The sequence below is a fragment of the Mesorhizobium sp. L-8-10 genome (assembly GCF_016756635.1).
Taxonomy (GTDB): Bacteria; Pseudomonadota; Alphaproteobacteria; order Rhizobiales; family Rhizobiaceae.
Window position 1 is genome coordinate 6,688,532 of sequence record NZ_AP023263.1, and the last position, 26,243, is coordinate 6,714,774.

21 protein-coding genes are annotated in these 26,243 nt (G+C 65.0%); 15 read left to right on the top strand and 6 right to left on the bottom strand.

Annotated elements, in window-relative coordinates:
• Window positions 1-46: 46 nt before the first annotated feature.
• From JN280_RS31235 to JN280_RS31270, 8 genes are all read left to right on the top strand, one after another.
• On the top strand, window positions 47-1,549 hold the full coding sequence (locus tag JN280_RS31235; protein WP_244742326.1) for a sugar ABC transporter ATP-binding protein: 1,503 nt from the start codon (window positions 47-49) through the stop codon (window positions 1,547-1,549).
• Complete coding sequence (locus JN280_RS31240; RefSeq protein WP_202308025.1) at window positions 1,546-2,532, top strand: ABC transporter permease; 987 nt, start codon at window positions 1,546-1,548, stop codon at window positions 2,530-2,532. Before JN280_RS31235 ends, JN280_RS31240 begins: the two co-directional genes overlap by 4 nt.
• 14 nt (window positions 2,533-2,546) lie before the next feature.
• Entirely contained in the window at window positions 2,547-3,581 is a 1,035-nt protein-coding gene (locus tag JN280_RS31245; protein ID WP_446720856.1) for an ABC transporter permease, read from the top strand.
• A 126-nt stretch (window positions 3,582-3,707) separates the two neighbouring features.
• The gene (locus tag JN280_RS31250) at window positions 3,708-5,075 is read left to right on the top strand and encodes an FGGY-family carbohydrate kinase (protein WP_202308029.1); all 1,368 of its coding nucleotides are present in this window, start codon (window positions 3,708-3,710) and stop codon (window positions 5,073-5,075) included.
• A 102-nt stretch (window positions 5,076-5,177) separates the two neighbouring features.
• Window positions 5,178-6,833, top strand: coding sequence for a TIGR02677 family protein (locus JN280_RS31255; RefSeq protein WP_244742328.1), 1,656 nt, complete (start codon window positions 5,178-5,180; stop codon window positions 6,831-6,833).
• Window positions 6,830-8,119: a TIGR02678 family protein gene (locus JN280_RS31260; protein ID WP_202308031.1), complete on the top strand. Its 1,290-nt coding sequence runs from the start codon at window positions 6,830-6,832 to the stop codon at window positions 8,117-8,119. The genes JN280_RS31255 and JN280_RS31260 overlap by 4 nt, the downstream gene beginning before the upstream one ends.
• A gap of 41 nt (window positions 8,120-8,160) precedes the next feature.
• On the top strand, window positions 8,161-12,285 hold the full coding sequence (locus tag JN280_RS31265) for a TIGR02680 family protein (protein ID WP_244742330.1): 4,125 nt from the start codon (window positions 8,161-8,163) through the stop codon (window positions 12,283-12,285).
• Window positions 12,282-13,601 carry a TIGR02679 family protein gene (locus tag JN280_RS31270; protein WP_202308036.1) on the top strand — a complete coding sequence of 440 codons (1,320 nt, stop codon included), beginning with the start codon at window positions 12,282-12,284 and terminating at the stop codon, window positions 13,599-13,601. Before JN280_RS31265 ends, JN280_RS31270 begins: the two co-directional genes overlap by 4 nt.
• Window positions 13,602-14,036: 435 nt before the next feature.
• On the opposite strand, the gene JN280_RS31275 is transcribed toward JN280_RS31270, so the two are convergent.
• The 4 genes from JN280_RS31275 to JN280_RS31290 form a co-directional block, all read right to left on the bottom strand.
• Window positions 14,037-15,362: a TRAP transporter large permease gene (locus JN280_RS31275; RefSeq protein ID WP_202308037.1), complete on the bottom strand. Its 1,326-nt coding sequence runs from the start codon at window positions 15,360-15,362 to the stop codon at window positions 14,037-14,039.
• Between the two features lie 5 nt (window positions 15,363-15,367).
• Window positions 15,368-15,943 (bottom strand): TRAP transporter small permease subunit, encoded by a 576-nt coding sequence (locus tag JN280_RS31280; protein ID WP_202308038.1) that lies wholly within the window; start codon window positions 15,941-15,943, stop codon window positions 15,368-15,370.
• 102 nt (window positions 15,944-16,045) lie between these two features.
• Entirely contained in the window at window positions 16,046-17,065 is a 1,020-nt protein-coding gene (locus tag JN280_RS31285; RefSeq protein WP_202308039.1) for a TRAP transporter substrate-binding protein, read from the bottom strand.
• A gap of 34 nt (window positions 17,066-17,099) precedes the next feature.
• Window positions 17,100-17,879, bottom strand: a complete 780-nt coding sequence (locus JN280_RS31290) for a GntR family transcriptional regulator (RefSeq protein ID WP_274609105.1) — start codon at window positions 17,877-17,879, stop codon at window positions 17,100-17,102.
• Between the two features lie 182 nt (window positions 17,880-18,061).
• On the opposite strand from JN280_RS31290, the gene JN280_RS31295 reads away from it, so the two are divergent.
• The 6 genes from JN280_RS31295 to JN280_RS31320 all read left to right on the top strand — a co-directional run bounded on the left by JN280_RS31295 (window position 18,062) and on the right by JN280_RS31320 (window position 22,856).
• Window positions 18,062-19,261, top strand: a complete 1,200-nt coding sequence (locus tag JN280_RS31295; protein ID WP_202308041.1) for a mandelate racemase/muconate lactonizing enzyme family protein — start codon at window positions 18,062-18,064, stop codon at window positions 19,259-19,261.
• Between the two features lie 10 nt (window positions 19,262-19,271).
• Window positions 19,272-20,039 (top strand): SDR family oxidoreductase, encoded by a 768-nt coding sequence (locus tag JN280_RS31300; protein ID WP_202308042.1) that lies wholly within the window; start codon window positions 19,272-19,274, stop codon window positions 20,037-20,039.
• A gap of 20 nt (window positions 20,040-20,059) precedes the next feature.
• A complete protein-coding gene (locus JN280_RS31305) occupies window positions 20,060-21,091 on the top strand; it encodes an L-idonate 5-dehydrogenase (RefSeq protein ID WP_202308044.1) in 1,032 nt (343 codons plus the stop codon).
• A gap of 212 nt (window positions 21,092-21,303) precedes the next feature.
• Window positions 21,304-21,546, top strand: coding sequence for a type II toxin-antitoxin system Phd/YefM family antitoxin (locus JN280_RS31310; protein WP_202308046.1), 243 nt, complete (start codon window positions 21,304-21,306; stop codon window positions 21,544-21,546).
• Complete coding sequence (locus JN280_RS31315; RefSeq protein ID WP_202308047.1) at window positions 21,546-21,971, top strand: type II toxin-antitoxin system VapC family toxin; 426 nt, start codon at window positions 21,546-21,548, stop codon at window positions 21,969-21,971. Before JN280_RS31310 ends, JN280_RS31315 begins: the two co-directional genes overlap by 1 nt.
• 42 nt (window positions 21,972-22,013) lie before the next feature.
• The gene (locus tag JN280_RS31320) at window positions 22,014-22,856 is read left to right on the top strand and encodes a DUF3883 domain-containing protein (protein ID WP_202308048.1); all 843 of its coding nucleotides are present in this window, start codon (window positions 22,014-22,016) and stop codon (window positions 22,854-22,856) included.
• A gap of 386 nt (window positions 22,857-23,242) precedes the next feature.
• Here the strand turns inward: JN280_RS31320 and JN280_RS31325 are convergent, their stop codons facing one another.
• A complete protein-coding gene (locus tag JN280_RS31325; RefSeq protein WP_202308049.1) occupies window positions 23,243-24,133 on the bottom strand; it encodes a hypothetical protein in 891 nt (296 codons plus the stop codon).
• A gap of 70 nt (window positions 24,134-24,203) precedes the next feature.
• A complete protein-coding gene (locus tag JN280_RS31330) occupies window positions 24,204-25,031 on the bottom strand; it encodes a dienelactone hydrolase family protein (RefSeq protein WP_202308050.1) in 828 nt (275 codons plus the stop codon).
• Here JN280_RS31330 and JN280_RS31335 point away from each other — a divergent pair.
• Window positions 25,030-26,085 carry a GlxA family transcriptional regulator gene (locus tag JN280_RS31335; RefSeq protein ID WP_202308051.1) on the top strand — a complete coding sequence of 352 codons (1,056 nt, stop codon included), beginning with the start codon at window positions 25,030-25,032 and terminating at the stop codon, window positions 26,083-26,085. The two genes, JN280_RS31330 and JN280_RS31335, sit on opposite strands and share 2 nt — an antisense overlap.
• Window positions 26,086-26,243: the final 158 nt, after the last annotated feature.

The window sequence follows — 26,243 nt, forward strand, 5'->3', positions numbered from 1 at the left end:
GTTCCGGTCATGACCGCACCGAAATGTGGATTTCGCACCAACCGCCGTGTCTGAAGCCATCCTCACCCTTTCCGGCGTCTCCAAGAGCTTCCCCGGCGTGCGGGCGTTGCATGACGTAAGCTTTTCCTTGCGGCCCGGCCGCGTCACCGCAATTCTGGGCGAAAACGGCGCCGGCAAGTCGACGATCGTCAAGATCCTCACCGGCATCTACCACCCGAGCAAGGGCGAGATCCGGGTTGGCGGCGAAGTGAAGGCCTTCTCCTCGCCGCGCGATGCCTGGGCAGCCGGCATCGCCGCAATCCACCAGGAAACGGTGATGTTCGACGAGTTGTCGGTCGCCGAGAACATCTTCATGGGCCATATGCCGAAAGGCCGGGCGCCCCTGATCGACTGGAGCGAGATGCATGCCAGGTCCGCGGATCTCCTGAGGCGCATCGACGCCGCGATACCCACCGATTTCAAGCTCAAGCGGCTGTCCGTCGCGCAAAAGCACCTTGTCGAGATTGCCCGCGCCCTCTCCCACGAAGCCCGCGTCGTGATCATGGACGAGCCGACGGCTGCTCTCTCGGCCAACGAGATCGACGACCTCTTCCGTATCGTCGCGCAGTTGAAGGCCGAGGGCCGCGCGATCGTCTTCATTTCGCACAAGTTTGACGAGATCTTCCGCATCGCCGACGATTTCGTCTGCCTGCGCGACGGCGAGAAGGTCGGCGAAGGAGACATCGCCTCCGTTACGGAGCCGCAGCTCGTCCGCATGATGGTGGGGCGTCCGGTCGACCAGGTTTTCCCGAAACGCGACGTGGCCATTGGCGATGTCATCCTGTCGGTCGCCGGCCTCTCCAATGCGACCGAATATGCCGACGTCTCCTTCGACCTGAGGAAGGGTGAGATCCTCGGCCTTTACGGACTGGTCGGCGCCGGCCGCACGGAAGCCATGCAGGGCCTGTTCGGCATAACGCCGAGAACCCGGGGCACGATCAGGCTGGCCGGCCGGCAGCTTTCCATTCGCACCCCGTCTGACGCCATCGCTGCCGGCATCTCCTATGTTCCGGAGGATCGGCAGGAACAGGGTGCGATCCTTTCACTCAGCATCCGCGAAAACCTCACGCTCGCCAATCTGGCCAAGCATGTCCGCGGACTGTTCCTGTCCCGCCCGTCCGAGCAGGCCGAAACGCGCCGCCTCGGCAGACGCCTCTCCGTCAAGGCAGCTAACTGGGAACAGAAGCTCGGCGAGCTCTCCGGCGGCAACCAGCAGAAAGTGGTGATCGCCAAATGGCTGGCGACGCAGCCGAAGGTGATCGTGCTCGATGAGCCCACAAAAGGCATCGATATCGGCTCGAAGGCGGCGGTCCACGACTTCATCGGCGAACTGGCAGGCGATGGGCTCGCGGTGATCCTCATCACTTCGGAGCTGCCGGAGGTCATGGGCCTGGCCGACCGCGTGCTCGTCATGAAGGAAGGGCGGATCGTCGACGAGTTCCGGCGCGGCCAGTGGAGCGCCGAGGCGATCGTCGGCGCCGCGACGGGCGCTGCGAAGGAGGCCGCGTGAAGCGCCTGTTCGACTATCGCGAATTGATCCTCGCACTTGTCCTGGTGGTCGGGGTCGCCGCGATCGGCAGCTATCAGCCGGTTTTCCTGCGTTGGGACAACATCAGCGATATGCTCACCGAGACATCGGTGCTGTTCATGATGGCGCTTGCCCAGATGACGGTCATCCTGACGCGCGGCATCGACCTTTCCGTGGCAGCGAACCTCGCTCTGTCGGGCATGCTGGCGGCACTCGTCAGCCAGTATTATCCTGATACACCGCTGGTCCTCATGATCCTTGCCGGTGTCTTGTCGGGGCTGGTGCTCGGCCTCTTCAACGGCCTGCTGATCGCCTTTCTCGGCATTCCGCCGATCGTGATGACACTCGGCACCCTGGCGGTGTTCCGCGGCATGATCATCATCATCGCCGGCGGAGACCAGGTAAACGCCTCGGAGATGGGCGCCGCCTTCCAGGCCTTTCCGAAGCAGGTCTTCCTCGGCCTTGCGAGCCCCGTCTGGATCGCCATCGTCGTGTCGTTCCTGTTCTGGGCGTTCCTCAACCATACGCGTGCCGGCCGCGGCCTCTATGCAGTCGGCGGCAACCCCGTCGCCGCGCGCTATTGCGGCATCGACCTGCGGCGCCAGGAACTCCTCTCCTACGCGATCTCCGGCGCGGTCGCCGGCCTCTGCGGCTATCTCTGGGTCGCGCGCTACGGCGTCGCCTATTCCGAAATCGCCAGCGGCTACGAACTCACGGTCATCGCGGCCTGTGTCATCGGCGGCGTCTCGATCGGCGGAGGGGTCGGCTCGGTCGCCGGCACGTTGCTCGGCGCGCTTTTCCTCGGCATCGTCATGACCGCGCTACCTGTGCTGCAGATTTCGCCCTTCTGGCAGATGGCGATCTCGGGCGCGGTGATCCTGGCCGCGGTCGTCATCAACGCGCGGGCGGAACGCAGGCCGGACAAGCTGATCCTGCCAGAGGCGCGGCGCCTGAAACGAGTGTGATCATGAACGCGCCGATGCCGCCCCAAGATCGCTATGCCGTCCTCGATGCACCGCCGCACAGCTTGCGCGACGTGCTGCTGCGCTGGGAGGTGATCCTCGTCATCCTGCTGGCGGCGACAGTTGTCGTGAACACGATCGTGTCCCCCTACTTTCTCGACGTCTTCAATCTTGCCGATGCGACCTTCAATTTCTCCGAGAAGGCGATCATCGCGCTGGCCATGGCGCTGCTCATCCTGGTGCGCCAGATCGACCTTTCGGTCGCCGCGATCGTGGCGCTCGCCGCCATGGCCATCGGCTATGCCGCGGAAGCCGGCTTCGGGCCGTTTGCCTTGTTCGCCGTCGGCATCGGCGTCGGGCTCCTGTGCGGCATCTTCAACGGCTTCGTGGTCACCTGGTTCAGCCTGCCGTCGATCGTCATCACCATCGGCACCATGTCGCTTTTTCGCGGCCTGACCCAGGTCATTCTCGGCGATCAGGCGAAGACGAAATATCCGCAGGAATTCCTCGACCTCGGGCAGAGCTATTTCATCAAGATGAAGGAGACAGGAATCCCCTGGCTGTTCGTGCCGCCCGTTCCGTTGTCGTTCCTGATCTTTCTCGTGCTGGCTGTGCTGTTCGGCCTGTTCCTGCACAAGACCGCGGTCGGCCGCCAGCTCTTCGCCATCGGCTCGAACCCGGTCGCCGCGCGGTTTTCCGGCATCCCGGTCGACCGTCTGCGCTTCCTGCTGTTCGTGACGTCGGGCGCTCTTTCCGGCCTCGCCGCGACGCTCCTCACCGCGCGTCTCGGCTCCATGCGCTCCAACATCGGCGTCGGTTGGGAGCTCGATATCGTCACCATGGTCATCCTTGGCGGCGTTTCCATCGCGGGCGGCGTCGGCTCCATTCTCGGCGTCGTGCTCGCCGTTCTGGTGCTCGGCCTGGTCACCTTCGGCATGTCGCTCAACAATATTCCCGGCCAGGTCGTCAGCGTCTATATCGGCGCGCTGCTCATCGCCGTCATCGCTATCCCGCGCATCGTCGACAAGATCCGCATACGCCCCGTCAGGTAGCGTCATGGATCACACGACGGACGCCCTGCCCCATCATCCAGCGACGAAACGCCGGTGGGCTCCTGCGGCCATGGGGGCAAAGCCGGATAACGCCCCTGAGCGCCTCCAAGCCAGGTCCCATTGGAAATGACCCGCTACGTCGCCGTCATCGACATCGGCAAGACCAATGCGAAAGTCGCCTTGGTCGATCTCGAGTTGACACGGGAGATGGCGGTGCGCACGCGCCCCAATACCGTGCTTCCCGGCGCTCCCTATCCTCACTTCGACACCGATGCGCTTTGGGATTTCATCCTGGAGAGCCTTTCGGTGCTCAACCGCGGATATCAGGTGGACGCAATCTCGGTAACGACCCATGGAGCAACCGCCGCCTTGCTCGACGCGCGGGGCGATCTTGCCCTTCCGGTTCTCGACTACGAGCATAGCGGCCCTGACGCGGCCGCTGCCGCCTATGCGGCGGTACGGCCACCTTTCGAGGAAACGGGCTCCCCTCGCCTGCCGGGCGGGCTCAATCTCGGGGCCCAGGTCTTCTGGCTGTCGAAGACGTTCCCGGATCAGTTCGCTCACGTCGCCTCGATCGTGACCTACCCTCAATACTGGACCTGGCGCCTGTCGGGCGTGCTTGCCAACGAAGTCACCTCGCTCGGCTGTCATACCGATCTCTGGAGCCCGGCGGCCCGCGACTATTCCTCCCTCGTCGACGGCCATGGGTGGCGGGCCCTGATGCCCCCGATCCGCCCGGCGCGTGACCGGCTGGGCCCCCTCCTCCCTGATATCGCGGAGAAGACAGGACTGGCCGCCGGCACGTCAGTCTGTTGCGGCATTCACGATTCCAACGCCTCGCTCCTGCCGCATCTCCTGTCGCGCAGCCAGCCCTTCGCGGTCGTTTCATCGGGCACATGGGTGGTCTCGATGGCGATGGGCGGAAACAAGGTAACGCTCGATGCGGCGAGAGACACGCTCATCAACGTCGATGCATCAGGCGATCCGGTGCCCTCCGCCCGCTTCATGGGCGGCCGCGAGTTCGAGGTTTTGATGGACGGTGATGGCGCGCATTGGACCGACGCCGATGTCGAACGCGTCCTTGCTCAGGAGACGATGTTGCTGCCCTCCGTTCTGCAAGGTTCAGGCCCCTTCCCAGGCCATCGATCCAAATGGATTCCGTCGGAACCCGCCTCGCCGGCCGAACGCGCTGTCGCGGCGTCGTTCTATGTCGCGCTGATGACGGCAACCTGCCTTGATCTCATCGGCGCCGATGGCCCGACGATCGTTGAGGGGCCGCTTGTCGCGAACCGCCTTTTCGTCGGCATGCTCGCCGCCGCGACCGGCCGGCCGGTACTGGCATCGGCAATGATGACGACCGGAACCACCATCGGCGCTGCCTTGCTGGCTTCGGCAACCGGGCACGATGCAGGGCCGATGGTAACATTCGACCCGGCCGGGCTCGAGCAGTGGGAACGATGCGCGGCGGCGTGGCGCAACGAGCTTCGGCGATAGGACCCAGAGCCCGTTGTTTCTCGCCAGAAGCATCAGGCACAAGCCGAAATGGAACGTTCCGAGGCCACGCAATGTGTCCTTCTCCCGCGTGACGTCGGGCCGATGCGGCCGGCGCCGCTGCCCCCCTGCGCGGGACGCGGCGCTCACGGATATCTGTTGAACGATCGACGCGCAGCCTTGACGTGGCGCAAGAACAAAGCAAAAACATCCGTTGGGTTTGCGAGGAAGTGGCTGCTCATGCAGGTTGCGAATAACTCGGCCGAGCTGTTTCGCCACGTGAGCGCGGAAAAGGCCACATTCTACCGCTGTATCATGGACGTCTTCGCCGCGGCCAAGCGGCAATATCGCCTGCAGTTGAGACCGGACGAAGTACTTGCCGAGGCCCGATGGCCGGGCGGAACGCCGCGCATCGAGGAAGTCAATGCGGCGCTCGCCCAACTTGCAGAATGGGGCAATCTCGAATCCCATCCCGACACCGCACGGGTTTCCAGCCTCAGCGACTTCTACCGTGCACGCTTTCTTTACCGACTCTCGCAGGGCGGCGAGGCCGTGGAATCGGCGTTGGCGGTGTTCGTGCAGACCCTGCAGCGGCGCGCCGAACTGCAAACGGTGGCGCTTGAAGACATCGCGAGCCGGCTGCAGGCTCTGAGGGCATTGGCCGGCGCCGCTGAACCCGACGTCGCCAAGATCCACGAAACGCTGCGGGATCTCGTTCGTGTGTTCGAGGGCCTGGCCGAAAACGCGCAGGCATTCATGGCCGGTGTCGCACGCAGCATCGAGCTGCAGCAGGCCGAGGCAGGGGCCGTGGCAAACTACAAGAAGCGGCTGATCGACTATCTGGAACGCTTCATGGGCGATCTCGTGCGCCGTTCCGACACCATCGCGCGCCTCATCCTCGCCTTGGAGCCGGACGTCGATGCGCTGCTCGGGCAGGTGGCCGAGCGCGAATCGCGCGACGCTGCTCCGGGCAGCGCGCAGGACCGTGCCGATTCGCGGGAAGGTTACCTGCGAGCCTGGCGGGAACGCTGGAAAGGGCTGCGCGGCTGGTTCCTCAGCACCGGCCACGAGCCGCCACAGGCCGAATTGCTGAGGGCGCGAGCACGCTCGGCCATTCCGCAGCTCCTGGCCGCGATCGCCGCGCTCAATGAGCGGCGCGGTGGCCGCAGTGATCGCTCGGCAGACTTCCGCGTGCTCGCCGGCTGGTTCGCCGCCTGCGCCGACGATAGCGAAGCGCACCGGCTTGCGCGAGCCGCCTTCGCCCTCAATCCGGCGCGGCATTTCTCTCTCGGCGGCGACGCTGACGCCGGGCTGTCGGCCACCACCTCCTGGGCCGATGCCGCGCCGCTCGTCATACATCCGCGCTTGCGCGAATATGGCGAAGCGGCTCCGCGCGGACCGCTGCCGCGCGTGCGCGACCGCGCAGAAGAACGCGCGTTCCTGGCGCTCCAGCTCGCAGAGGAATCGCAGCAAGTCGAGGCGGCGCGCAAGCGCCTCGCCACCAGCCAACCCGCGCGGCTTTCGGAGCTGGGGGAACTCGACACGCATGCCTTCGGCCTGTTCCTGGGCCTGCTCGGAGAGGCGCTGGGCGAACAGGCCGGCCCGGAGAAGCCGGTGGAACGGCAAACGGGCGATGGCTTGCTGCACATCCACCTGAAGCCGCTCGGCCCGGACAGCCGCGCTACGATCGATACGCCCAATGGCGTCTTTGCCGGGCGCGACCATCTGATCACCATCACACCCTTGCAGGACGGCCTATGAGGGCGACGACGAACGGCTCCAACGACAGCCGCGGCATCGGCGTCCTTCAGCAGCGGTTCCAGCGTGAGGAGTTTCGCTCCGGCGTGCGTGCCCTTGTGATGACGCCGCTGATGGGCCCTGCGCATGAGGATTTCGTCGCCATACGTCGGCAGGCCGAAGCCCTGCGCGAATGGTTTTCGCGCGAGACGGGCTGGCTGCTGCAGGTCGAGCGCGAGGGTGCGCGGCTCTACAAGCGGCCGGGTGACCTGACCGACGTCACACGCGGCCTCCCCGGCTACAACCGCCGCCGTTACGTTCTGCTTTGCCTCGCCTGCGCGGTGCTCGAACGCGCCGACCCGCAGATCACCCTGCGCCTGTTGGGAGAAAGGCTGCTGGAGCTCGCCGCCGACCCGTCGCTCGACTTCACCTTCACCCTCGAGGCGCAACACGAGCGGCGCGACCTCGTATCGGTATGCCGCACATTGCTGGGTCTCGGGGTTCTGCACCGCGTGGCCGGCGACGAAGAAACATTCGTTCATGCCGGGAGCGATCAGGCGGATGCGCTCTACGACGTGCAGCGCCGTCTGCTCGCGGGCATGCTGGCGGCCGTGCGTGGCCCCTCCACCTGGACGCCGGAAGAGGCGCCCGCAACGCTCGAAGAGCGGCTGCGCGCCCTGGTCGGCGAACATGTGGCCGACAGCGAGGAAGGCAGGCGCACGGCGCTGCGCCACCAGCTCGCGCGCCGGCTGCTGGATGATCCGGTGGTCTATGTCGAGACGCTGGACCCGGAAGCACGGGCCTATTTCCTCAACCAGCGCGGGCCGATGGCCAGTCGGCTGTGCGAGGCCGCCGGCCTGGTGGCCGAGCAACGCGCGGAAGGGCTGGCACTCGTCGACGAAGCCGGTCTGCTGACCGACGTGGCCATGCCGGCCGAGGGTACCGATGCCCATGTGACGCTGCTGGTCGCCGAGTATCTGGCCTCCCGGCAGAGGCAGCACCAGGCAGACGGGGATGGTGCGGCGCCAGCCTCCGCCCGAAGCATTCACGAGCATGACATTGCCGACTTCCTGCACGAGGCCAAGGCCCGGTACGGACGCTACTGGCGCAAGTCGGCCCGCGAGCCGGGCGCCGAGGGCGAGCTCGCCCGCATCGCGATAGAGCGACTGGAAAAGCTGCGACTCGCCGAGCGGAAGGCCGGCGCCGTGCATCCGCTGCCGGCGCTCGCGCGTTTTGCGCTGGGCGACGCCGAAATCCGCGAAACGCGCACTGTGCCGGCGGCGGTCGGCGGCCTTCGGTTCGATCAGTGATGAACCTGTTCGCTCCGCAACCGGGGAAGCCTGCTTTGCCGATGCCGACACGGCAGCGCTGGCAACCTTTGCGCCTGGGTCTGGTCGAGCTTTTCCACTACGACAGCGAGGAATTCTGGTTCCGCGACGGCCATCTGCTGCTGCGCGGCAACAATGGCACCGGCAAGTCCAAGGTGCTGTCGTTGACACTGCCGCTCCTGTTCGACGCGCAACTCAAGTCTTCGCGCATCGAGCCCGATGGGGACGGCAGCAAGAAGATGGCCTGGAACCTTCTGATGAACAGCTACGACCGGCGCATCGGATATGCCTGGATCGAGTTCGGCCGCGTCACGGAAGACGGCACGCCACGGTTCCTCTCGCTCGGCGCCGGCCTTTCGGCGACGGCTGCCCGCCAGCAGGTCGACATCTGGTTCTTCCTGCTGGAAGATGACGACGGCGCGCCGCGCATCAACCAGGATCTGTGGCTGACGAGCCCGCAACGGGTCGTACTGACCAGGGAGCGCCTGCGCGACGCGCTCGAAGGCCGCGGTCAGGTGTTCGATTCCGCGGCGAGCTACCGCCGCGCCGTCGACGAGCGTCTGTTCCACCTGGGAGGCAAGCGCTACGACGCGTTGATGGACACGCTGATCCAGCTCCGCCAACCGCAGCTCTCCAGGAAACCGGACGAGATGGCGCTCTCGAATGCCCTGACCGAGGCCCTGCCGCCGCTGGCGCCCGAACTGCTCGGCGACGTCGCCGAAGCGCTGGGCCAGCTGGAGGAAGACCGCCGTCAGCTCGACGAGTATCAGGCGCTGGCCAAGGCGGTCGGCCGCTTCGAGGAGCGCTATCGCGCCTATGCCGGCACGCAGACCCGCCGGCAGGCACGCCTTTTGCGCCAGGCTCAGACGGATTTCGACAATGCCAGCCGGGCGAGAGGCGAAGCCCAGGTCCGGTTCGACGAAGCCCAGGCACGGGAAACGCTCGCGCAGACGACCCACGGCGATGCCGAAATCGCGCTGACACGCGCGCGCGTGCGCCTCGATACCTTGCGCTCCGATCCGGCGATGCAGGATGCCAACCGGCTCGAAAACGCCGAGAAGGAGACGACGGCACGGCGGCAGGCGATGCAGAAAACCGTGGCGGCGGTCGAGGAGGCGGGGCGACGGCTCGGGCTCAGCACCCAGGAAGCCGCACGCGCCGCCCGGCGCAAGGAGCAGGCGGAACGCGCATTGACCGAGTTGCGCCACGACAGCCTGACCCACGCCGATGCGGCAGGCATCGCCGGCCAGCATGCCGGAAATCACCTTGCCGCGGCGGAGCCTTCGGCGCTCGTGGAGTTGACCCAGCACGCTTTCGACGGGGCCGGCGCCGGGCTTCGCCGCCTCGTCGCGGCCCGGCGTGAGGAGATCGCTCTGTTGCGCCGCCGCCACGATGAAGTCGCGCAGACCGCGGCCGTCCATCTGCGGCGCCGCGAAATCCTGGACGAACGACGGATCGCGGCCGAAGAGGCCGCCGATGGTCGGACCCGCGCCGACGCCGAGGTCGAACAGCAAGGCAGGGAGCTGGTGGAGAGCTGGGGCCGCCATCTTGCCGCCCTGAAGCAATTGGAGGTCGATCCCGACAGCCAGTCCGCGGCATTGACGGCCGTGGCGGAATGGACGGCGACGCTGCAAGGCGACAACCCTGCCCGCCGGCTCCTGCAGTCGGCATATCAAGCGGCCGGACTCGTCCTGACACAGCGTCGCGTCGCGCTCGACGGCCAAAGCCAGGCCCTCGAGACGGAATGCCGATCGCTCGAGGACGAACGCGCACGTCTGGAAGCGGGCGACGACATGGCCCCGCCGCTGCCCTATACCCGTGCCGCCGACGCCAGAGAGGCGCGCCGTGGCGCACCTCTCTGGCAGATGGCCGATTTTCGCGATGCGGTTGCTGCTCCGCAGCGCGCCGGCATCGAGGCCGCGCTCGAAGCAGCCGGGCTGCTCGACGCATGGATCTCGCCCGACGGAAGCCTCCAGGCTGGTGATGGCGGCGTTCTGCCTTACGATACGCAGGTTCTGCAACGACGGGAATGTTCTCCGTCGCTCGCCGACTGGCTCGAAGTAACGGTTCCGGTCGACTGCGCCGTGCCGGCCGATGTCGTCGAGCGCATTTTGCGGGGAATTGCCTGCGGGCATGACGATCCCCTCGACGGTGAGGCCTGGATCGCCCCCGACGGCCGCTTTCGCCTCGGCGCGCTGTCCGGCGCCTGGGGCCGGCCGGCAGCGATCTACATCGGCCACGCGGCCCGCGCCGCGGCGCGCAAGCGGCGGCTGGCCGAGATCGCCGAACGCCTCACGCAGCTCTCCGACGAATTGACGGCCGTACGGGTCCAGGAAGAGCAACTCGCTCTCGATCTCGAACAGGCCGACGGGGAGTGGCGCCTGGCGCCTGCCGACGAAGCGTTGCGAAGCGCTCATATCGCCGCCGCTGCCTGCGCCCAGGCCGCGCGCCTCGCCAGCGGAAGGCTCGCCGAAGCGGATACGCGATGCCGGGAGGCCGAACAGGCGCTCAAGGCGGTACGCGAACAACTCGCGGCAGACGCCATGGACCTGCGACTGCCCCAAGCGCCCGGAGCACTGCCTGCCGTCGAAACGGCACTGGATCATTATCGCGATACGCAGGCCCGGCTCGAACAGGTGGCCCATGAGGTCCGTCTGGCGCTGCCCGATTGGCAACGGCAACTCGCCCGCGAGGGCGAGGCGCGCAGCGACATGCGGCAGCGGGAAGAGGAACGCGCTGCGGCCCGCGCCGAGGCGGAAGAAGCCTCTGCACGCCTGGACGTGCTGCGGGAAACGGTCGGTGCCAAGGTCGAGGAACTGCAGCGGCAGCTGACGGATGCGCGCCGTTCGGTCGAAGAAGGCGAAACTGCGCTGAAGGTCGCCGGCGAAGACTTGCGCAAGGCAGGTGAAGCGCGTGCGATCGCCGGCCAGCAGGCCGAGACGGCGAATGTCGTCCTTCAGCAGCGCGGCGAGGCGCGTCAGCAGGCGATCTCGAGACTGCAGCAGTTTGCGGGCACCGGCCTCCTGTCGGCTGCGCTGCCGCATGTCGAACTGCCGGACATGGCTATTCAGTGGACGATCGATCCGGCGCTGACGCTGGCCCGCCGTGCGGAACAGGAGTTGTCCGGCCTCAGGGACGACGACGAGGCATGGGCCCGCGTGCAGCGGCAGATAGCCGAAGAGCTGACCGATCTGCAGCGCGCGCTCGGCGCGCTGGGCCACCAGGCCCAGGCCGACCCCAGCGACTGGGGGCTCAGGGTGGATATCGTTTATCAGAACCGGCGCGAGCGGCCGGACCGCCTCGCCGCGCGCCTCGCCGAAGAGATCGCGCAGCGCGGCGAACTGCTCACCGCGAACGAGCGGGCTGTCCTGGAGAACCACCTGCAAGCCGAAATCGCGGCGGAAATCCAGCGCCTGTTGCAAGCCGCCGAACGCCAGGTCGACGCCATCAATGGCGAATTGCACAAGCGCCCGACCTCCACCGGCGTACGCTATCGGCTCGTCTGGCAGCCGCTGTCCGAAGAGGAAGGCGCGCCTGTGGGCCTCGATGTGGCACGCAAGCGCCTGCTCAACACAAGCGCGGACCTTTGGTCGGCCGACGACCGGAGCGTCGTCGGTGCGATGCTGCAGCAGCGCATCTCCGCCGAGCGGGAGCGTGCCGATTCAGGCGGCGGAAAAGACAGCGGCGGCACCTTGCTCGATCAGCTCGCCCGCGCCCTGGATTATCGCCATTGGCACCGCTTTCGTGTCGAACGCTGGCAGGAGGGACACTGGCGCAAGCTTTCCGGCCCCGCATCGAGCGGCGAGCGGGCGCTCGGTTTGACGGTGCCGCTGTTTGCCGCCATCGCCAGCTTCTACAGCCAGGGCAGCCACGCCCTGGCCCCGCGGTTGATGCTGCTCGATGAAGCCTTTGCCGGCATCGACGACACGGCGCGTGCGCATTGCATGGGGCTCATCCGCGAGTTCGATCTGGACTTCGTCATCACCAGCGAGCGCGAGTGGGCTTGCTATGCCGAACTGCCCGGCGTCGCCATCTGCCAGTTGCAGCGGCGCGAAGGCATCGACGCGGTGTTTGTGTCGCGATGGACCTGGGACGGACGCGAGAGAAAGCTGGAGGCCGATCCCGATCGTCGATTTGCGCCGGCATGAGCAGTCAGGTCGACCCGCGCCTTGAACGCCTGCTCGGCGGCGAGCATCTCGCCGCGCTGCGCAAACGGCTGCGCCAGCGCTTCGAGCGCGCTCCGCTGGGCGGCGCCGTCGACCGTATTCGCGTGGCCGGGCTCAGCGCGGAGGAACATGCGACGCTGGCCTCGCTGCTCGGCCGTCCGCAGCGCCGCTCGAAGTCCCTGCAGATCGACGTCCGCCGCGTCGATGCCGACCTGCGGCGCTCCGGCATCGCCACGTCCCTGCGCGACGCGCTGGAAAAGCTCGACGGCCCCATCCCGCATCGCGCCGGGATGCGTCTTCGGACGCAGACATTGTGGTCCGGCGTCGTCGACGGTTGCAGCCATCCCGGCCTGGCCCGCCTGCTGCTGACACCGGAAGGCATCGGCTTGCTCAGGCGGCTCGCACGGCAAGATGCGATCGCTGCGGCGGAGCTTTGCCGACGCGCCGAAGAGGTGCTGCGACATCTGCCGGCAAAAGGCATCACGCGCTCGCAGCTTTCCGCGAACGCGCTGGGCGATGCTCACGCGCTCGACAATGGCCGCGCGACCGCGGCGCTCGTGCTGGCCGTCTGGCGCCAGGCCGCCGCGCCGGTTCATGTCGGGGATGGCGACACGGGGCGCCAGTCAACGGAGGGCATCGCTCCGGAGCCGGCCGGCAGCGTGGAACGGGCACGCGATACCTGGGCCAGGGCAGGTGTTCTGGTCAACGAGCTGGCGCGCCCTGCCCTGTTCCTGAACCTGCCGACGAGCGAAAGCGGTCGCTGGCCTGCGGGAGAACCGGCCTATGCGTCGCTGCGATTACTGCTGCGCTTGCCGCCTCGATGGGATGTAGCGGGCCGCAACGTCTACCTGTGCGAAAATCCCAACCTGCTTGCCATCGCCGCCGACCGATGGGGCGCTGCCTGCGCTCCGCTGGTCTGTACCGACGGCATGCCGGCGGCCGCGCAACGATGCCTCCTCGCTCAGCTCTCGCAGGCGGGCGCGCGGCTTCGCTATCACGGCGATTTCGACTGGCCGGGATTGCGCATCGCCAACCACGTCATGCGCGAACATGGCGCAAAGCCATGGCGCTTTGGCGCCGTCGACTATCTTGCCGCCGTGCGGGACGGGTCGAGCCTGACTCACCAACTCGCGGGCAAGGCGGTCGAAGCATCATGGGATGGGGCGCTGACACTCGCCATGGGCGAACACCGCATCGCCATCGCCGAGGAAGCCCTGGCCGCTTCGTTGCTGGACGATCTCCATGACGGACACTCGAGCGATGATCCGCTCGCCAGCCCGCCCTCCGTGGCGCGCTGATCTTCCGGGCCCGATGCCGAACGGCGGAGCGACCATCGCCGCCGGCTAAACCTTTGCCGGTGTCATGAAGCTACTGCCGGGTGAGCGCGTGGGGCATGGGAAACCTCTTCCCGCAGCAACGCGCCGCGGCCCTGGCCATGTTCAACAGGCTGGTCGCCGAGAGCTTCGCCTTGCTGTCGGTGTATGCATGTCGAGTCGCTGCGCGTCGGACGTGCAATCGGACCATGGGATCATGTGCGCGAGGTTCTCAGCAGATCGGGACCTGAAATTCCACTCAACGGGCCGGTTTCGTTCCAGTGTTCTCTTGGATGGAAGCCATAGGACACGATGGTAGCTTTCGACACCTCAGCCGCGCTCGGCTTTCTCGACAGGGCCTTTTTTGGAAAGTTGAACCCGTCGTTGCCTCTGTATGACTACATCGCGCTCGCTCGTTGCCTATCGACCCGTAATTCCAGGGAAGACGATCATGATCGCGACCGCGAGCGCCTGCAGCGCGATGAAAGGGAGCAGCGCCCGGAAGATGATGCCGAGCGTTATATCGGGAGGCGCGACCGACTTCAGGTAGAAGGCTGCCGGGCCGAAGGGCGGCGTAAGATAGGACATCTGCATGTTCATGCAGAACAGCACGCCGAACCAGACCGGGTCGAGGCCGAGCGATTTGATGATCGGCACAAAGATCGGCATGGTCAGCAGGGCGATGCCGACCCAGTCGAGAAACGCGCCGAGCATGAACAGAATACCCATCATGACGATCACGATGACCGTCGGATTGTCGGAGATGCCGGTCATCAGGCCCGACACGAAGTTCACGCCGCCCATCAGATTGTAGACGCCCACGATGGCTGTGGCGCCTATGCCGATCCACACAATCATGCCGACGGTGGAGAGGGTCTGGATGGCCGCATCGCGCAACAGGCCGAAGGAGAACTCGCCGCGCACGATGGTGGAGAGGACCACCCCGCCGACGCCGATGGCGGATGCCTCTGTGACCGACGCGATGCCGCCATAAATCGAACCCAGTACCACAAAGACGACGAAAATCGGCAGCACCAGTCCCTTGAGAAGCCGCAATTTCTTGGCGGCAGGCATAGGCTCCGGATCGACATCGGGCACGACGCCCGGTGTCAGATAGGCGCGGACCAGAATGTAGGCGACGTAGAACATGGCGAGCATGAAGCCGGGCATGAACGCAGCGGTGAACAGCTCTCCGATTGAGACGTTCGCCGTTAGCCCGTAAACGATCAGCACGATCGACGGCGGGATCATCGTGCCGAGCGACCCGCCGGCGCAGACGACGCCGATCGCCAGATTGCGGTTGTAGCCGAGCCGCAGCATCTGGGGCAGCGCTATGAGGCCGAGCAGCACGATCTCGCCGCCGATGATGCCGCTCATGGCGGCGAGGATGACCGAGACGAAGACGGTCTGGACCGCGACGCCGCCGCGGATGCGGCCCGCCACCAGCTTCATGGCGTCGAACAGGTCGCGGGCGATGCCCGAACGGTCGAGGATCGCCGCCATGAGGACGAACATCGGCACCGAGACGAACACGAAGTTCATGACGAAGGAATAGACGCGGCTCGTGATCAGCGGGATGGACATCGGCCCGAACCATCCGAGCGCGAAGATGAGCGCGACGAGCAGCGTCACGAAAGCGAGCGGCATGCCGGTCAGCAGCAGCACAACCATCATCACGAACATCAGCAGAGTGCCCCCGCCGATGCCGAGGGCCTGCAGGTTCAACGCGAAATCGAATGTCTCCATGGCGATCATTTCCCAGCGCGGCGGGCGTAGTTGAACGCCAGGATGAGGAACTGAACGACCAGCAGCACCATCGTGACCAGGACAAAGATCTTGATCAGCGCGGGCGTGGGCGGCGACCAGGCGCTGCCGGTTGTCTCGAGCCGGACTTCGCCGGACGGCGCGAACACCGCCCGTTCGACCATGTGCCAGGCGGCGTAGGCGAAGAAGCCGCTCGCCAGCGCCGAGACGAGAGAGATGCCGACGTCCACGAACCGGCGAAGCCGCGCGGACAGATGGTCATAGATCAATACGACGCGGATGTGGGAGTTGCGCGCCGTGCAGTAGAGACCGCCGAAGACGAAGGCCGCGCCGCAGAGAAAGATAGTCGTCTCGTGGGCCCAGATGGTGGGCCGGTTCACTGCATAACGCAGGAAAACCTCGACAAGCAGGATCAGTGCCGCCAGGACGATACCCGCCGCGAATATGTAGCCGAACCGGTCGACGATCCGGCCCATCGCGCCGGCCTCGGGCGCCGGGCCGTGGACCGGCTCCAGCACCATTGCGGCGTCCACTGGATCGGTGCTCTGCGTGTCGTGCGTCATATGTCCTCCCCGGGGCCATTCGCCGGCCTGCCGATATCCTCGGTCCAGTCGCTGCACAAACAAAACGAGGAGGCCGACCTCCCGGCCTCCTCGGGACGGGCCTCAGAGCAGGCCCTTACCCTTCAGATACGCCGTCAGCGTGTCGTACACTTTCTGAGCCATTTGAGAGCCCTGGGCCACCCGTTCCCATTCCGCCGTCGCGATCGTGCGGAACTTGGCCCGCTCTTCTGCCGACCAGTTGTGAATGGTGATCGACTCGTCCTGCTTGGCCTCCTCGACGGCTTTCAGATCGGCGGCCTTCAGCCCGTTGATCTGCGTTTGTTGGAACTCCTTCACCGTCTGTTCAAGCATTGCCTTGACGTCGTCGGGCAGGGCGTCCCACTTCGCCTTGTTCATCGATACCTCGACGAGTGGCAGCGAATGGAAGCCCGGATAGACCGGATGCTTGCCGATTCCGTTGAGACCCTGCTTCTGGTTTACCGAGAACACGGAATAGTCAGCCGCATCGACCACGCCCTTGTCGAGCGATGTGAAGACCTCGGATGCGGGAAGGTTGACGGGCGAAGCGCCGGCCGCGGCGAAGACATTGGCGATCGGGCCTTCAGGCGAACGGACCTTTACGCCCTTGAGGTCGTCGACCTTGTCGAGGGGGACGCGCGACACGAAGGCCTCGAGGCCCGGCGTCGATACACCGATGAAATGCAGCCCATAGGAGCCGAGCAGTTCCTGCATGATCTCCTTGCCTCCGCCGTTCTCGACGAAGTCGATCATCTGCGCGGGATCGGACCACGCGCCGACCGGGTTGGAGATCAGGCCAAAGGCCGGATCCTTGCCTGCCCAATAGGACGAGTCGCAGATCTGACCATCGAGAATGCCGGCGGCCACTGCGTCCAGCGTCTCGTTGTATTCAACGACCGAGCCGACCGGCAGAAGCTCGATCTTGACCTTGCCACCCGACTTCTCCGCCACGAGGTCGGTCCAGCCTTTCTGGTACTCGAAGTTCGGGTTGCCGGCCGGGTCCGACGACTGGAAGCGGAACGAATATTCCTGCGCCGTGGCACCTGCCACGATCGCCACGGTTGAGACAAGCGCAAGAGCCATGCCCATGATGTAGCGTTTCATTACTATCCTCCCTTTGGATGGCTGAGATTGGACCTCACCCCGCCGACGTAACGGCGGGCGTGACGGGTTCCGGCAGACGGGCCGCCGAATGCTGAACGGGCGCGCCGTGTGTCGCGAACCGGACATCGAGGAGCGCAGGATCGATCTGTTCCTCGAGTTGATCAAGCATCGAGATGCTGAGGCCGATGAGGGCATCAGACGCCGCGCAGGCCTTTTCCTCATTGCCGCGCAGCACCCACTCCATGATGGCCAGGTGCCGTTCTATGGTCGTATCGAGTCCGTCGCGGCCGGTGATGTGCTTCAGATTGAGGTAACCGATGCGCCGCGCGATGGCGTGCAGCGGGCTCAGCACGCGCTCCAGGAAGCGCTCGCCGGAAGCGTGGATGAGGAGTTTATCGAAGTATTTGTCCACGACATTGAACGCGTCGACATCCATTGCCGCCCCCTCGGTCTCGAGCCTGCGCTTGAGATGATGCAGCGCGGCGCGCTGGTTGGACGTCATGTTGCCGATCGCGGCAGCCGCGACGAAGCGGTCGAGGTCGCGGCGAAGCAGGGCCAGCCGCTTCTCACGCGACAGGTCGATCGGCGACACGCGCAAGCCGTTCCGCGGCTGTATTTCCATCAGCGTCTCGGCGGCCAGCCGCCGCACCGCCTGATGGACCGGCGTCCGGCCGATGCCGACCAGCGCTTGCAGATCCTGTGTCCGCAGTTCGGCACCCGGCGCGATGCGCATGGAAACGAAAAGCTCCTCGATGCGCTCGTAGGCGGTCGATGTGAGGTCCGTGCCGCGGTCGAGCGCCCACGCGCCGGGCACGGCGGGCGAAAGGCGTTCGTCCTTTACGCGTTTCCGCTTTGCGACCGCTTGCAAAATCTCCTCCGCGGCGATAAGCTTTGCAGTGATATTTCACAGAATATCATGATATGTCAATTGCTCGTCGACGATTTCGTTGACGACCGGCGGACCGGGACGGAACGTTCGCCCTCAGGGAGGTTGTCGTGAAGATTACGGCGCTTGAAACCTTGCGCACGAAGGAATTCTCGAACGTGCTGTGGGTGCGGGTGCACACGGACGAAGGCACGGTCGGGCTCGGCGAGACCTTCTATGGCGCAGGCGCGGTGGAGGCGCATATCCACGACACGCTCGCGCACCGCCTGCTTGGCAAAGACCCGCTGCGTATCGAGGCGCTAAACCGCGTCATGACCGACCTGCCGATGGCGCAGTCCTCGACGGGCGTGGAATACCGAGCCGCCTCCGCGATCGACATTGCGCTATGGGACCTGTTCGGAAAAGTGTGCGGACAGCCGGTGCACCAGATGCTTGGCGGGCTGACTACTGACCGGTTGCGCGTCTACAATACCTGCGCCGGCTATGGCTACGTGCGCAGCAACAATATCCGGCCGGTCGACACCTGGAATATCGGCAGCGACGAAGGACCCTACGAGGATCTTGCCGCCTTCATGACCGACGCTGGCGCGCTCGCCGAAAGCCTGCTCGAAAGCGGCATAACGGCGATGAAGATCTGGCCGTTCGATCCGCCCGCTCAGGAGAATCGGGGGCTCTTCATCAGCGCCGAGCAGATGAGGAAGGCGATCGAGCCGTTCGAGAAGATCCGTAAGCGGGTCGGCGACAGGATGGAGATCATGGTCGAGTTCCATTCCCTGTGGAACCTGCCGACGGCGATGAAGATCGCCCGCGCACTGGAGCCCTACGAGCCGACCTGGTACGAGGACCCGATCCGGATGAACTCGTCACAGGCGCTGGCCGAGTATGCCGCAGCGACCGATGTCTGGGTCTGCGCCAGCGAAACGCTTGGCACGCGCTTCCCCTACAAGGATATGCTCGACCGCGACGCAACCCACGTCGTCATGGTCGACCTTTGCTGGACCGGCGGATTGACCGAGGGCCGCAAGATCGCGGCGCTGGCCGACACCTACCATCGCCCCTTCGCCCCGCACGATTGCACGGGCCCGGTCGGATTTGCCGCGGCCGTGCACGCATCGTTCAGCCAGCCGAACACGCTGATCCAGGAATCGGTGCGTGCCTTCTATACCGGCTGGTACAAGGAGCTGGTGACGGCCGTTCCGACGATCAGGGACGGCCATGTGCTGCCGATGGAGGGGCCGGGACTTGGCGTCGAGCTGCTGCCTGCCGTATTCGAGCGGCCCGACCTGGTCCACCGCAAGTCCGAATTGTGAGGTCACGGCAATGGCTTCGAATCTGTTCGATCTCTCCGGATCTACCGCGCTCGTCACCGGCTCCTCCCGCGGCTTGGGCCGCGCTATCGCCGAAGGGTTCGGTGCGGCCGGCGCTCGCCTGATAATCAACGGTCGCGCAGGCTCCGGGCTCTCGAACGCGGCCGGCGAGTTGCGCGCGGCCGGCCACGATGTGCACGAGGCCGCTTTCGACGTGACGAACGAGGCCGCCGTGAAGGCGGCGTTCCGGCGCTTCGACGAGGAAGGGCTGGAGGTCGACATCCTGGTGAACAATGCGGGCATCCAGCATAGGCAGCCGATGGCGGAGCTGGCGCTTGCGGATTGGCAGAGGGTCATCGACACCAACCTCACCAGCGCCTTTCTGGTCGGCCGGGAAGCAGCGCTGCGGATGATCCCGCGCGGTCGCGGCAAGATCATCAACATCGGCTCGCTGACCAGCGAGCTCGCCCGGGCGACCGTCATCCCCTACACCGTGGCAAAGGGCGGCATCAAGATGTTGACCCGAGGCATGGCCGCCGAATGGGCAAAGTCCGGCATCCAGGCCAACGCCATCGGGCCAGGCTACATGCTGACCGACATGAACGAGGCGCTGGTCAACGATCCGAAATTCGATGCCTGGGTCAAGGGCCGCACGCCGGCCGGGCGCTGGGGCAAGCCGGAGGAGTTGATCGGTGCCGCCGTGTTCCTGGCTTCCCGCGCGTCCGACTATGTCAACGGCCAAATCATCTATGTCGACGGCGGAATGCTGTCGGTGCTGTAGCGGTTCAGGGAGATCATGGGATGCGAGGCGTCTTCGTGCATGCGCCGAGAGACTTGAGGATCGAGCCGGTAGCGGTGGTGCCGCCCGGAGATCGCCAGGTTCGTGTCGAGATCGGAGCCGGCGGCATCTGCGGTTCCGACCTGCACTACTTCCATCACGGCGGTTTCGGCACCGTCAGGCTGCGCGAGCCGATGGCCCTGGGTCACGAGATTGCAGGGACCGTGGTCGAGACTGGCAGTGCTGTGATGCATGTCCGTCCCGGCGACAAGGTTGCCGTCAATCCGAGCCTTGCCTGCGGAAGCTGCCGCTATTGCGGGTCCGGTCAGCGCAACCAGTGCCTGGACATGCGTTTCATGGGCAGCGCTATGCGCTTCCCGCACGCGCAGGGCGGCTTCAGGCAGAGCGTGACCGTGGAGGGCGGCCAGGCGGTTCCGTTGGCGCCGTCCATGTCGCTGGCCGAGGGAGCGCTCGCCGAGCCGCTCGCCGTCTGCCTGCACGCGGCCAGGCAGGCCGGCGACCTGGTCGGCAAGGCAGTGCTCGTTACCGGCAGCGGGCCGATCGGGGCACTGTGCGTCGCCGTGGCGCGCCATGCGGGGGCGGCTGAGATCGTGGTGACGGATGTCGACGATTTCCCGCTCGCGACAAGCCGGAAGCTGGGCGCGACCCGAACCATAAATGTCAGCCGGGAGGCGGATACGCTGTCGGGTTACGCAGCCGAGAAAGGCCATTTCGATGTCGCCTTCGAGGCGTCGGGCAACGCGCTCGCCTTACGATCGGCCATCGAGGCCGTCCGGGCCGGCGGAACGGTGGTTCAGCTCGGGCTCGGAGGCGAGATGCAACTGCCCCTCAATCTGGTCGTGACCAAGGAACTGCAGTTCCGCGGCTCGTTCCGCTTCGACGAGGAGTTCGCGCAAGCAGTCGAACTGATGGGCAGCGGCGCGCTTGATGTCGGCGCCCTGATCACTGACACATTGCCTTTCACGGAGGCGGAGAGCGCGTTCCTTCGCGCCAGCGACAGGTCGCGCGCGATGAAGGTCCAACTGTCGTTCTAAACCGACCTATGCGCACGCTGCTCTACGCCACAGCTCGCTAATCCTCGGCGTCGTGCTGGCGAGTGATCAGAACATGCATTCCGTGCGTGCAATCTGGATGGCTGGTGGTCGACTCTGGTCCAGGAGGGGCCGCCAAGGCAAAGCGCAGACAGAACGCTGGAATTCTTAAGCCTGATGCGTTATATGACCATCTACATGGTCAGGAGCGTGACATGGATGCGATCAATCTGGCGGATGCCAAGGCTCATCTGAGCGAGTTGGTCGACCGGGTCGAAGCGGGTGATTCCATCGACATCACCCGCCGCGGCAAGCCGGTCGCGCGACTCACCGCAGTGGCCAGGCCGCGCAAGCCGATCGATGCCACGCTGCTCCGATCGCTGACGGCGGCGATGCCGCCCCAGTCTCAGAGCGCCGCCGATCTCGTGCGGTCGATGCGGGATGGCGACCGCTACTGATGCTCTATATCGACACGTCGCTGATCGTCGCGGCGCTCTCCAACGAAGCGATGACGCCGCGCGTTCAGGCCTGGCTGGCGGAGCAGGACCCGGCGCAACTTCTGATCAGCGACTGGACCGTCACCGAGATGTCGTCCGCGATGGCAATCAAGCTGCGAACGGGACAGATCAGCCTGGAGCAGCGCGCGGCGGCGCTCGCCATGTTCAACAAGCTGGTCGCCGAGAGCTTCACCGTGCTCGGCGTGACGGGCAGCCAGTTCCGGGCGGCGGCGAAGTTCGCCGATCAGCATGCGCTTGGGCTTCGTGCGGGGGACGCGTTGCACCTTGCCATCGCTTCGGAGCATGGCGCAACATTGCACACGCTTGACCAGCGGCTGGCCGACGCCGGGCCAGCACTCGGCGTGCCGGCGCAGTTGCTGGCATGATCCAGGACTTCTCCAGCTTGGCCGGCCCGCCTAGGAGTCGCCATGGCCGGTGATTGGTCCGACGAGCAGAACGACGCGATCGTCGCGGATTATTTCGCGATGCTTGCGAACGACATCGCCGGGCGGCCCTACAACAAGGCCGAGCACAACCGTCTCCTGCAGGCGGTGATTGATCGACCGCGTGGTTCGATCGAATACAAGCATCAGAACATCAGCGCCGTGCTCAAGGGGCTCGGTGAGGATTGGATCCAGGGCTACAAGCCGGCCTTCAATTTCCAGGCCTCGCTCGTCGACGCGGTGGTACGCTGGCTCGATCGTCATCCGGATTGGCTTGCACCGGCCGCGCGGATGGCAATCGGTACGTCGCTATCCACGCTCCAGGAAGAAGCGATGCTGTGGATCGGCCCACCACCGACGCAAAGCAATGCGCCGCCGCCCGACGAACTCGAGCAGATGACCGCCATCGCCCGGAAGTACGATGTGGCCGAGCGCGACGCCCGCAATCGCACACTGGGCCGCGCGGGCGAGGAACGTGTCCTCGCCCATGAGCGTGCCAGTCTGCTCGCCGCCGGCCGGACCGATCTCGCCGAGCGCATCCGCTGGGTGTCGCATGTCTATGGTGACGGTGCTGGCTACGATATCCTGAGCTTCGACACCGACGGTCGCGATCGGCTGATCGAGGTGAAGACGACCAATGGCTGGGAGCGCACGCCGTTTCACATCACGCGCAACGAACTGGCCGTTGCTGAGGAACGTCGCGGCGATTGGCGGCTGGTACGGTTGTGGAATTTCTCGCGGGAGCCAAGGGCGTTCGAGCTGCGACCGCCGTTGGAGGCGCACGTGTCGCTCATGGCGACCAGCTATCAGGCGAGTTTCTTGACGTGAGTGAAATACAGACAAAGCGACAATTGAGCGACGGCAAGAATTGCCGCCGAAACTGCGCTGTTGCCACCGTTTGTATCCCTCACTCCCACTCGATTGTTCCAAACCCAGCTAGGCCGTTGATCTCGCGGGGTTTTTTCTTGCCTTCGACGCCGAAAGCCGCCCCTCGGGCCGTCAAAATCTTACGGTGTTGATTTTAAAGGGAAAATCGCACGAATTTTTTTGTGCGGTTTCGGTATCTATCGAGATCGATCGCCTCTCGGGATCCATTTTCGGCGACGCGGATGGGTCTCGCTGCGAACCAAGAAAGTACCGTCACAAACTCATAGCATAGTGCGCTCCGCGACGCGACTCGCCGTAACTGCGTCATCCGAGCGCCATCCCTCCATCTAGCGACCAGATAACCACATCGCGCGGGCATGGCTTAGTGCATTTAGGAATTCGGCTCCCGCCTTCTCCTCGACCGCGAACCAACCGAAGTCAGAACCAGGGTGACGCGATGGCCACAATCGTGCGCGCCGAGCAAGTCGCCACCATTCTGGATGATCGAAGAAATCCTCGATCCACCACGGAGGGCCGCCTGGCCGCAAAAGCCGTGGAGGCGCCGCCAAATAGGTTCGTCCGGCATAGCCAAATCGAAGAAACGGAAAGTCATGTCGCTCGGGAGCTGGGGAGTCTGGCAAGCGGATCCAGTCGATCCAATTCGTTACCTCCGGTGCGCCCATCAAGAGAAAGTTCGAGCGATGGGTCGCGAGAGCCATCGGCGCCGGCGTGCCTTCTGCTATCGCGCCTCTCTGCGGGACGCTTGGCAGCGGAGTTCGTTTTCGCGGCTTTGAGATCCGCGTCTCCGATACGGCTAGGAAGCTCCCGGTTACCGTCGGCTTCGACCCTAATGCAATTGAATAGCCGTGGATGATCTCTCCAAACGGCGACGACTTCGCGATGAAGGGCTTTACCTGCTTAACGTACTTTCTCTTCGCCGCATTCGCTATCTTGGCAGCGCTAGCATCTTTGGCGAACGAACCGTGCGCCTCGGCGAGCACAACACCGTGGCCCGACGCGTTGCCACCTTCACAAATGAAATCCGCATGGGGATCGAGCGACGCCGAGAGCAGCGCAATGTCAATGTCTGCCTCGTCCATAGCCGCCAATGTAGGCGCGGCGCTGGTTTCGAAGAACTGACCGGGCGCCTTTCCCGTCCAGCGCATCAGGCGCTCCAGCCATGGTCTCCTGGCCATGCGCTCGGTGATGACCTGTGCCCACACATCGATTGCGCCCATCAATGGCCCTTCCCTGCCGGGTTATGACGAAGCAGCACATGGCGCGCTTGAAGCGCGCCTCTCCGTGACTTCAACCCGATGTCGGTTTCAGGCGCTTCTGAAAGAATGCGAGAATCTCGTCCCGGGCTGCGAGCGTTGGCTGTCCCGCCTCATCGACAAGATGAACCGTGACGACGCTGTGGGGCGTCTTCACGAACTGCTCGAAGAACGGTGGCGTGGGTCCGGTATTCGCGGCCGTGTCGGGCAAAACGCGGCCAATGAAGCGATCGCCGAGCGCGGCCTGGTAGGCGGCAAACCGTTCGGCGCGGCAGAACGAATCACCCGCAAAACGGTAGGCGAGGACGGTCAGATCTTCCCGTTCCAGCCTTGCGCGCACTTTCGCCAGTTCCTCAGGGGAGCTCTCGATGCCGCCGGGATTGTCCAACGGCAGGGAAGGCTGAGACACGACAGGAGCCAGCAGTGCCGGCTCCAGCATCATGTTCAGCGCGAAGTTACCGGTAAAGCACATGCCGATAGCGCCGACCCCCCGTCCGCCGCTCTCACCATGGGCCAGTCTGGCGAGCGCCCGCAACCAGTTGGACACGGGGCTCGATGAACCGCCGCCAAGCGCGCGGAATTCAGCGCTGACGCACGCGCGCCGAAAGACGCCGGCAGCAGTCTCCGCATCGGGAACATCGCCATCCCTGCCAAAGAGGGAAGGCATGTAGACCCGGAAGCCGGCATCGCGAACCCAGCGAGCAAAACGCGCGACGTGGGGGCTAATGCCCGGCATTTCGGTCATCACGATGACGGCCGGACCCTTGCCTGCAACGTAGACCGGCTTTGTCGCCTCCTCCAACGAGACGTCTCGCCGGTTGAAATCGGATAGATCGTCAGGCTTCAGCAGCGCATCGCTCATGTTGTCCTCCGGAAAAGCTTGCACAAACGGTAGTTCCCGGGCATTTATTCCGGCAAGTGTCAAAAATGACATTAATCGGGTCTATTTTGCCTTGCCGCTCATTGACGTTCTTGTCCTGGAAGGAGCCTCCGCGGCCAGTGTCGCCATCACCTTCGACTTGATCGGTGCCGCCAACGGCATTCGTGCAAGGGCCGGAAGACCGCCTTGCTTTGACGTCAAAATATCCGGCTCCGGGGCAAGCTGGGCAACGAGGCTCGCAAGGCTGTCCTCGAATTCGGTCGCCAGCAAACCTGCTGACTTGGTGATCGTGCCCGGGCTGGCCTGGATGGATGAGCAACTCGTTCGCGATGGATTGCAACGACGCGACGCCGAAATGGCCAGGAAAGCTCTACGCGCGGCCTTTCAATCCGGAGCTGAAATCGCCAGCTCCTGTTCGGCAGTCTTTCTGGTTGCGAGCGCCGGGCTGCTGGATGCCCGCTGCGCAACCACGACCTGGTGGCTCGCGCCCTTGTTTCGGCAGTTGTTTCCGAAGGTGATACTCGACACCGATGCCATGGTGTTGACCGACGGGCGCGTAACCACCGCCGGCGCAGCGATGGCGCAACTCGACATGATGCTTTCGATCATTGCCCGCCATGCCGGACCTGACCTCGCGGATAGCTGCGCCCGGTTTCTCCTGCTGGACCAGAGGCAATCGCAATCCCGCTATATGGCCCTATCCTTCCTTGCCGCCGCGGACGAACGTGTCTCTCGCGCGGAGCGCTGGGCACGGGCGCGGCTGCATCGGACCTTTTCAATCTCCGAGCTCGCAAAGGCCGCGGGACTCGGTGCGCGCACCTTTGCGCGCCGATGCGAGCGCGCCACCGGGCTTTCGCCGGTGAGATTTGTCCAGAAGCTGCGCGTCGACAAGGCGATGGAGCTTATGGAGACCACACGGTTCAGCCTCGGCGAAATCGCCGAAAAGGTTGGGTATTCCGACCCCTCTACGCTTCGCAAGCTTTTGCATCGGGAGAGGACATCCGGTGCGCGGGCCTCGCGTGCCGTGCGTAAGTAAGACAATGGCGCTACGCATTCCAGGAGAACTGGAATGCGACCTGGAACGCGGCAACCTGCAACGCGCAGACGGCCTCAGAATGGCCACACACGATGTCTGCTTTCAGGCGGCCGCTATCTTGATCTGTACGACAGCATAGAGGCGCTAAGCAAACCCGC

Bases quoted from the DNA above. Each gene is read 5' to 3' on its own strand.
- JN280_RS31325 (WP_202308049.1), bottom strand. From the start codon at position 24,133: ATGGGCGCAATCGATGTGTGGGCACAGGTCATCACCGAGCGCATGGCC.
- JN280_RS31305 (WP_202308044.1), top strand. From the start codon at position 20,060: ATGCGAGGCGTCTTCGTGCATGCGCCGAGAGACTTGAGGATCGAGCCG.
- JN280_RS31330 (WP_202308050.1), bottom strand. From the start codon at position 25,031: ATGAGCGATGCGCTGCTGAAGCCTGACGATCTATCCGATTTCAACCGG.
- JN280_RS31245 (WP_446720856.1), top strand. From the start codon at position 2,547: ATGCCGCCCCAAGATCGCTATGCCGTCCTCGATGCACCGCCGCACAGC.
- JN280_RS31285 (WP_202308039.1), bottom strand. From the start codon at position 17,065: ATGAAACGCTACATCATGGGCATGGCTCTTGCGCTTGTCTCAACCGTG.
- JN280_RS31280 (WP_202308038.1), bottom strand. From the start codon at position 15,943: ATGACGCACGACACGCAGAGCACCGATCCAGTGGACGCCGCAATGGTG.
- JN280_RS31275 (WP_202308037.1), bottom strand. From the start codon at position 15,362: ATGGAGACATTCGATTTCGCGTTGAACCTGCAGGCCCTCGGCATCGGC.
- JN280_RS31255 (WP_244742328.1), top strand. From the start codon at position 5,178: ATGCGGCCGGCGCCGCTGCCCCCCTGCGCGGGACGCGGCGCTCACGGA.
- JN280_RS31265 (WP_244742330.1), top strand. From the start codon at position 8,161: ATGCCGACACGGCAGCGCTGGCAACCTTTGCGCCTGGGTCTGGTCGAG.
- JN280_RS31315 (WP_202308047.1), top strand. From the start codon at position 21,546: ATGCTCTATATCGACACGTCGCTGATCGTCGCGGCGCTCTCCAACGAA.
- JN280_RS31310 (WP_202308046.1), top strand. From the start codon at position 21,304: ATGGATGCGATCAATCTGGCGGATGCCAAGGCTCATCTGAGCGAGTTG.
- JN280_RS31320 (WP_202308048.1), top strand. From the start codon at position 22,014: ATGGCCGGTGATTGGTCCGACGAGCAGAACGACGCGATCGTCGCGGAT.
- JN280_RS31300 (WP_202308042.1), top strand. From the start codon at position 19,272: ATGGCTTCGAATCTGTTCGATCTCTCCGGATCTACCGCGCTCGTCACC.
- JN280_RS31335 (WP_202308051.1), top strand. From the start codon at position 25,030: ATGTTGTCCTCCGGAAAAGCTTGCACAAACGGTAGTTCCCGGGCATTT.
- JN280_RS31270 (WP_202308036.1), top strand. From the start codon at position 12,282: ATGAGCAGTCAGGTCGACCCGCGCCTTGAACGCCTGCTCGGCGGCGAG.
- JN280_RS31250 (WP_202308029.1), top strand. From the start codon at position 3,708: ATGACCCGCTACGTCGCCGTCATCGACATCGGCAAGACCAATGCGAAA.
- JN280_RS31260 (WP_202308031.1), top strand. From the start codon at position 6,830: ATGAGGGCGACGACGAACGGCTCCAACGACAGCCGCGGCATCGGCGTC.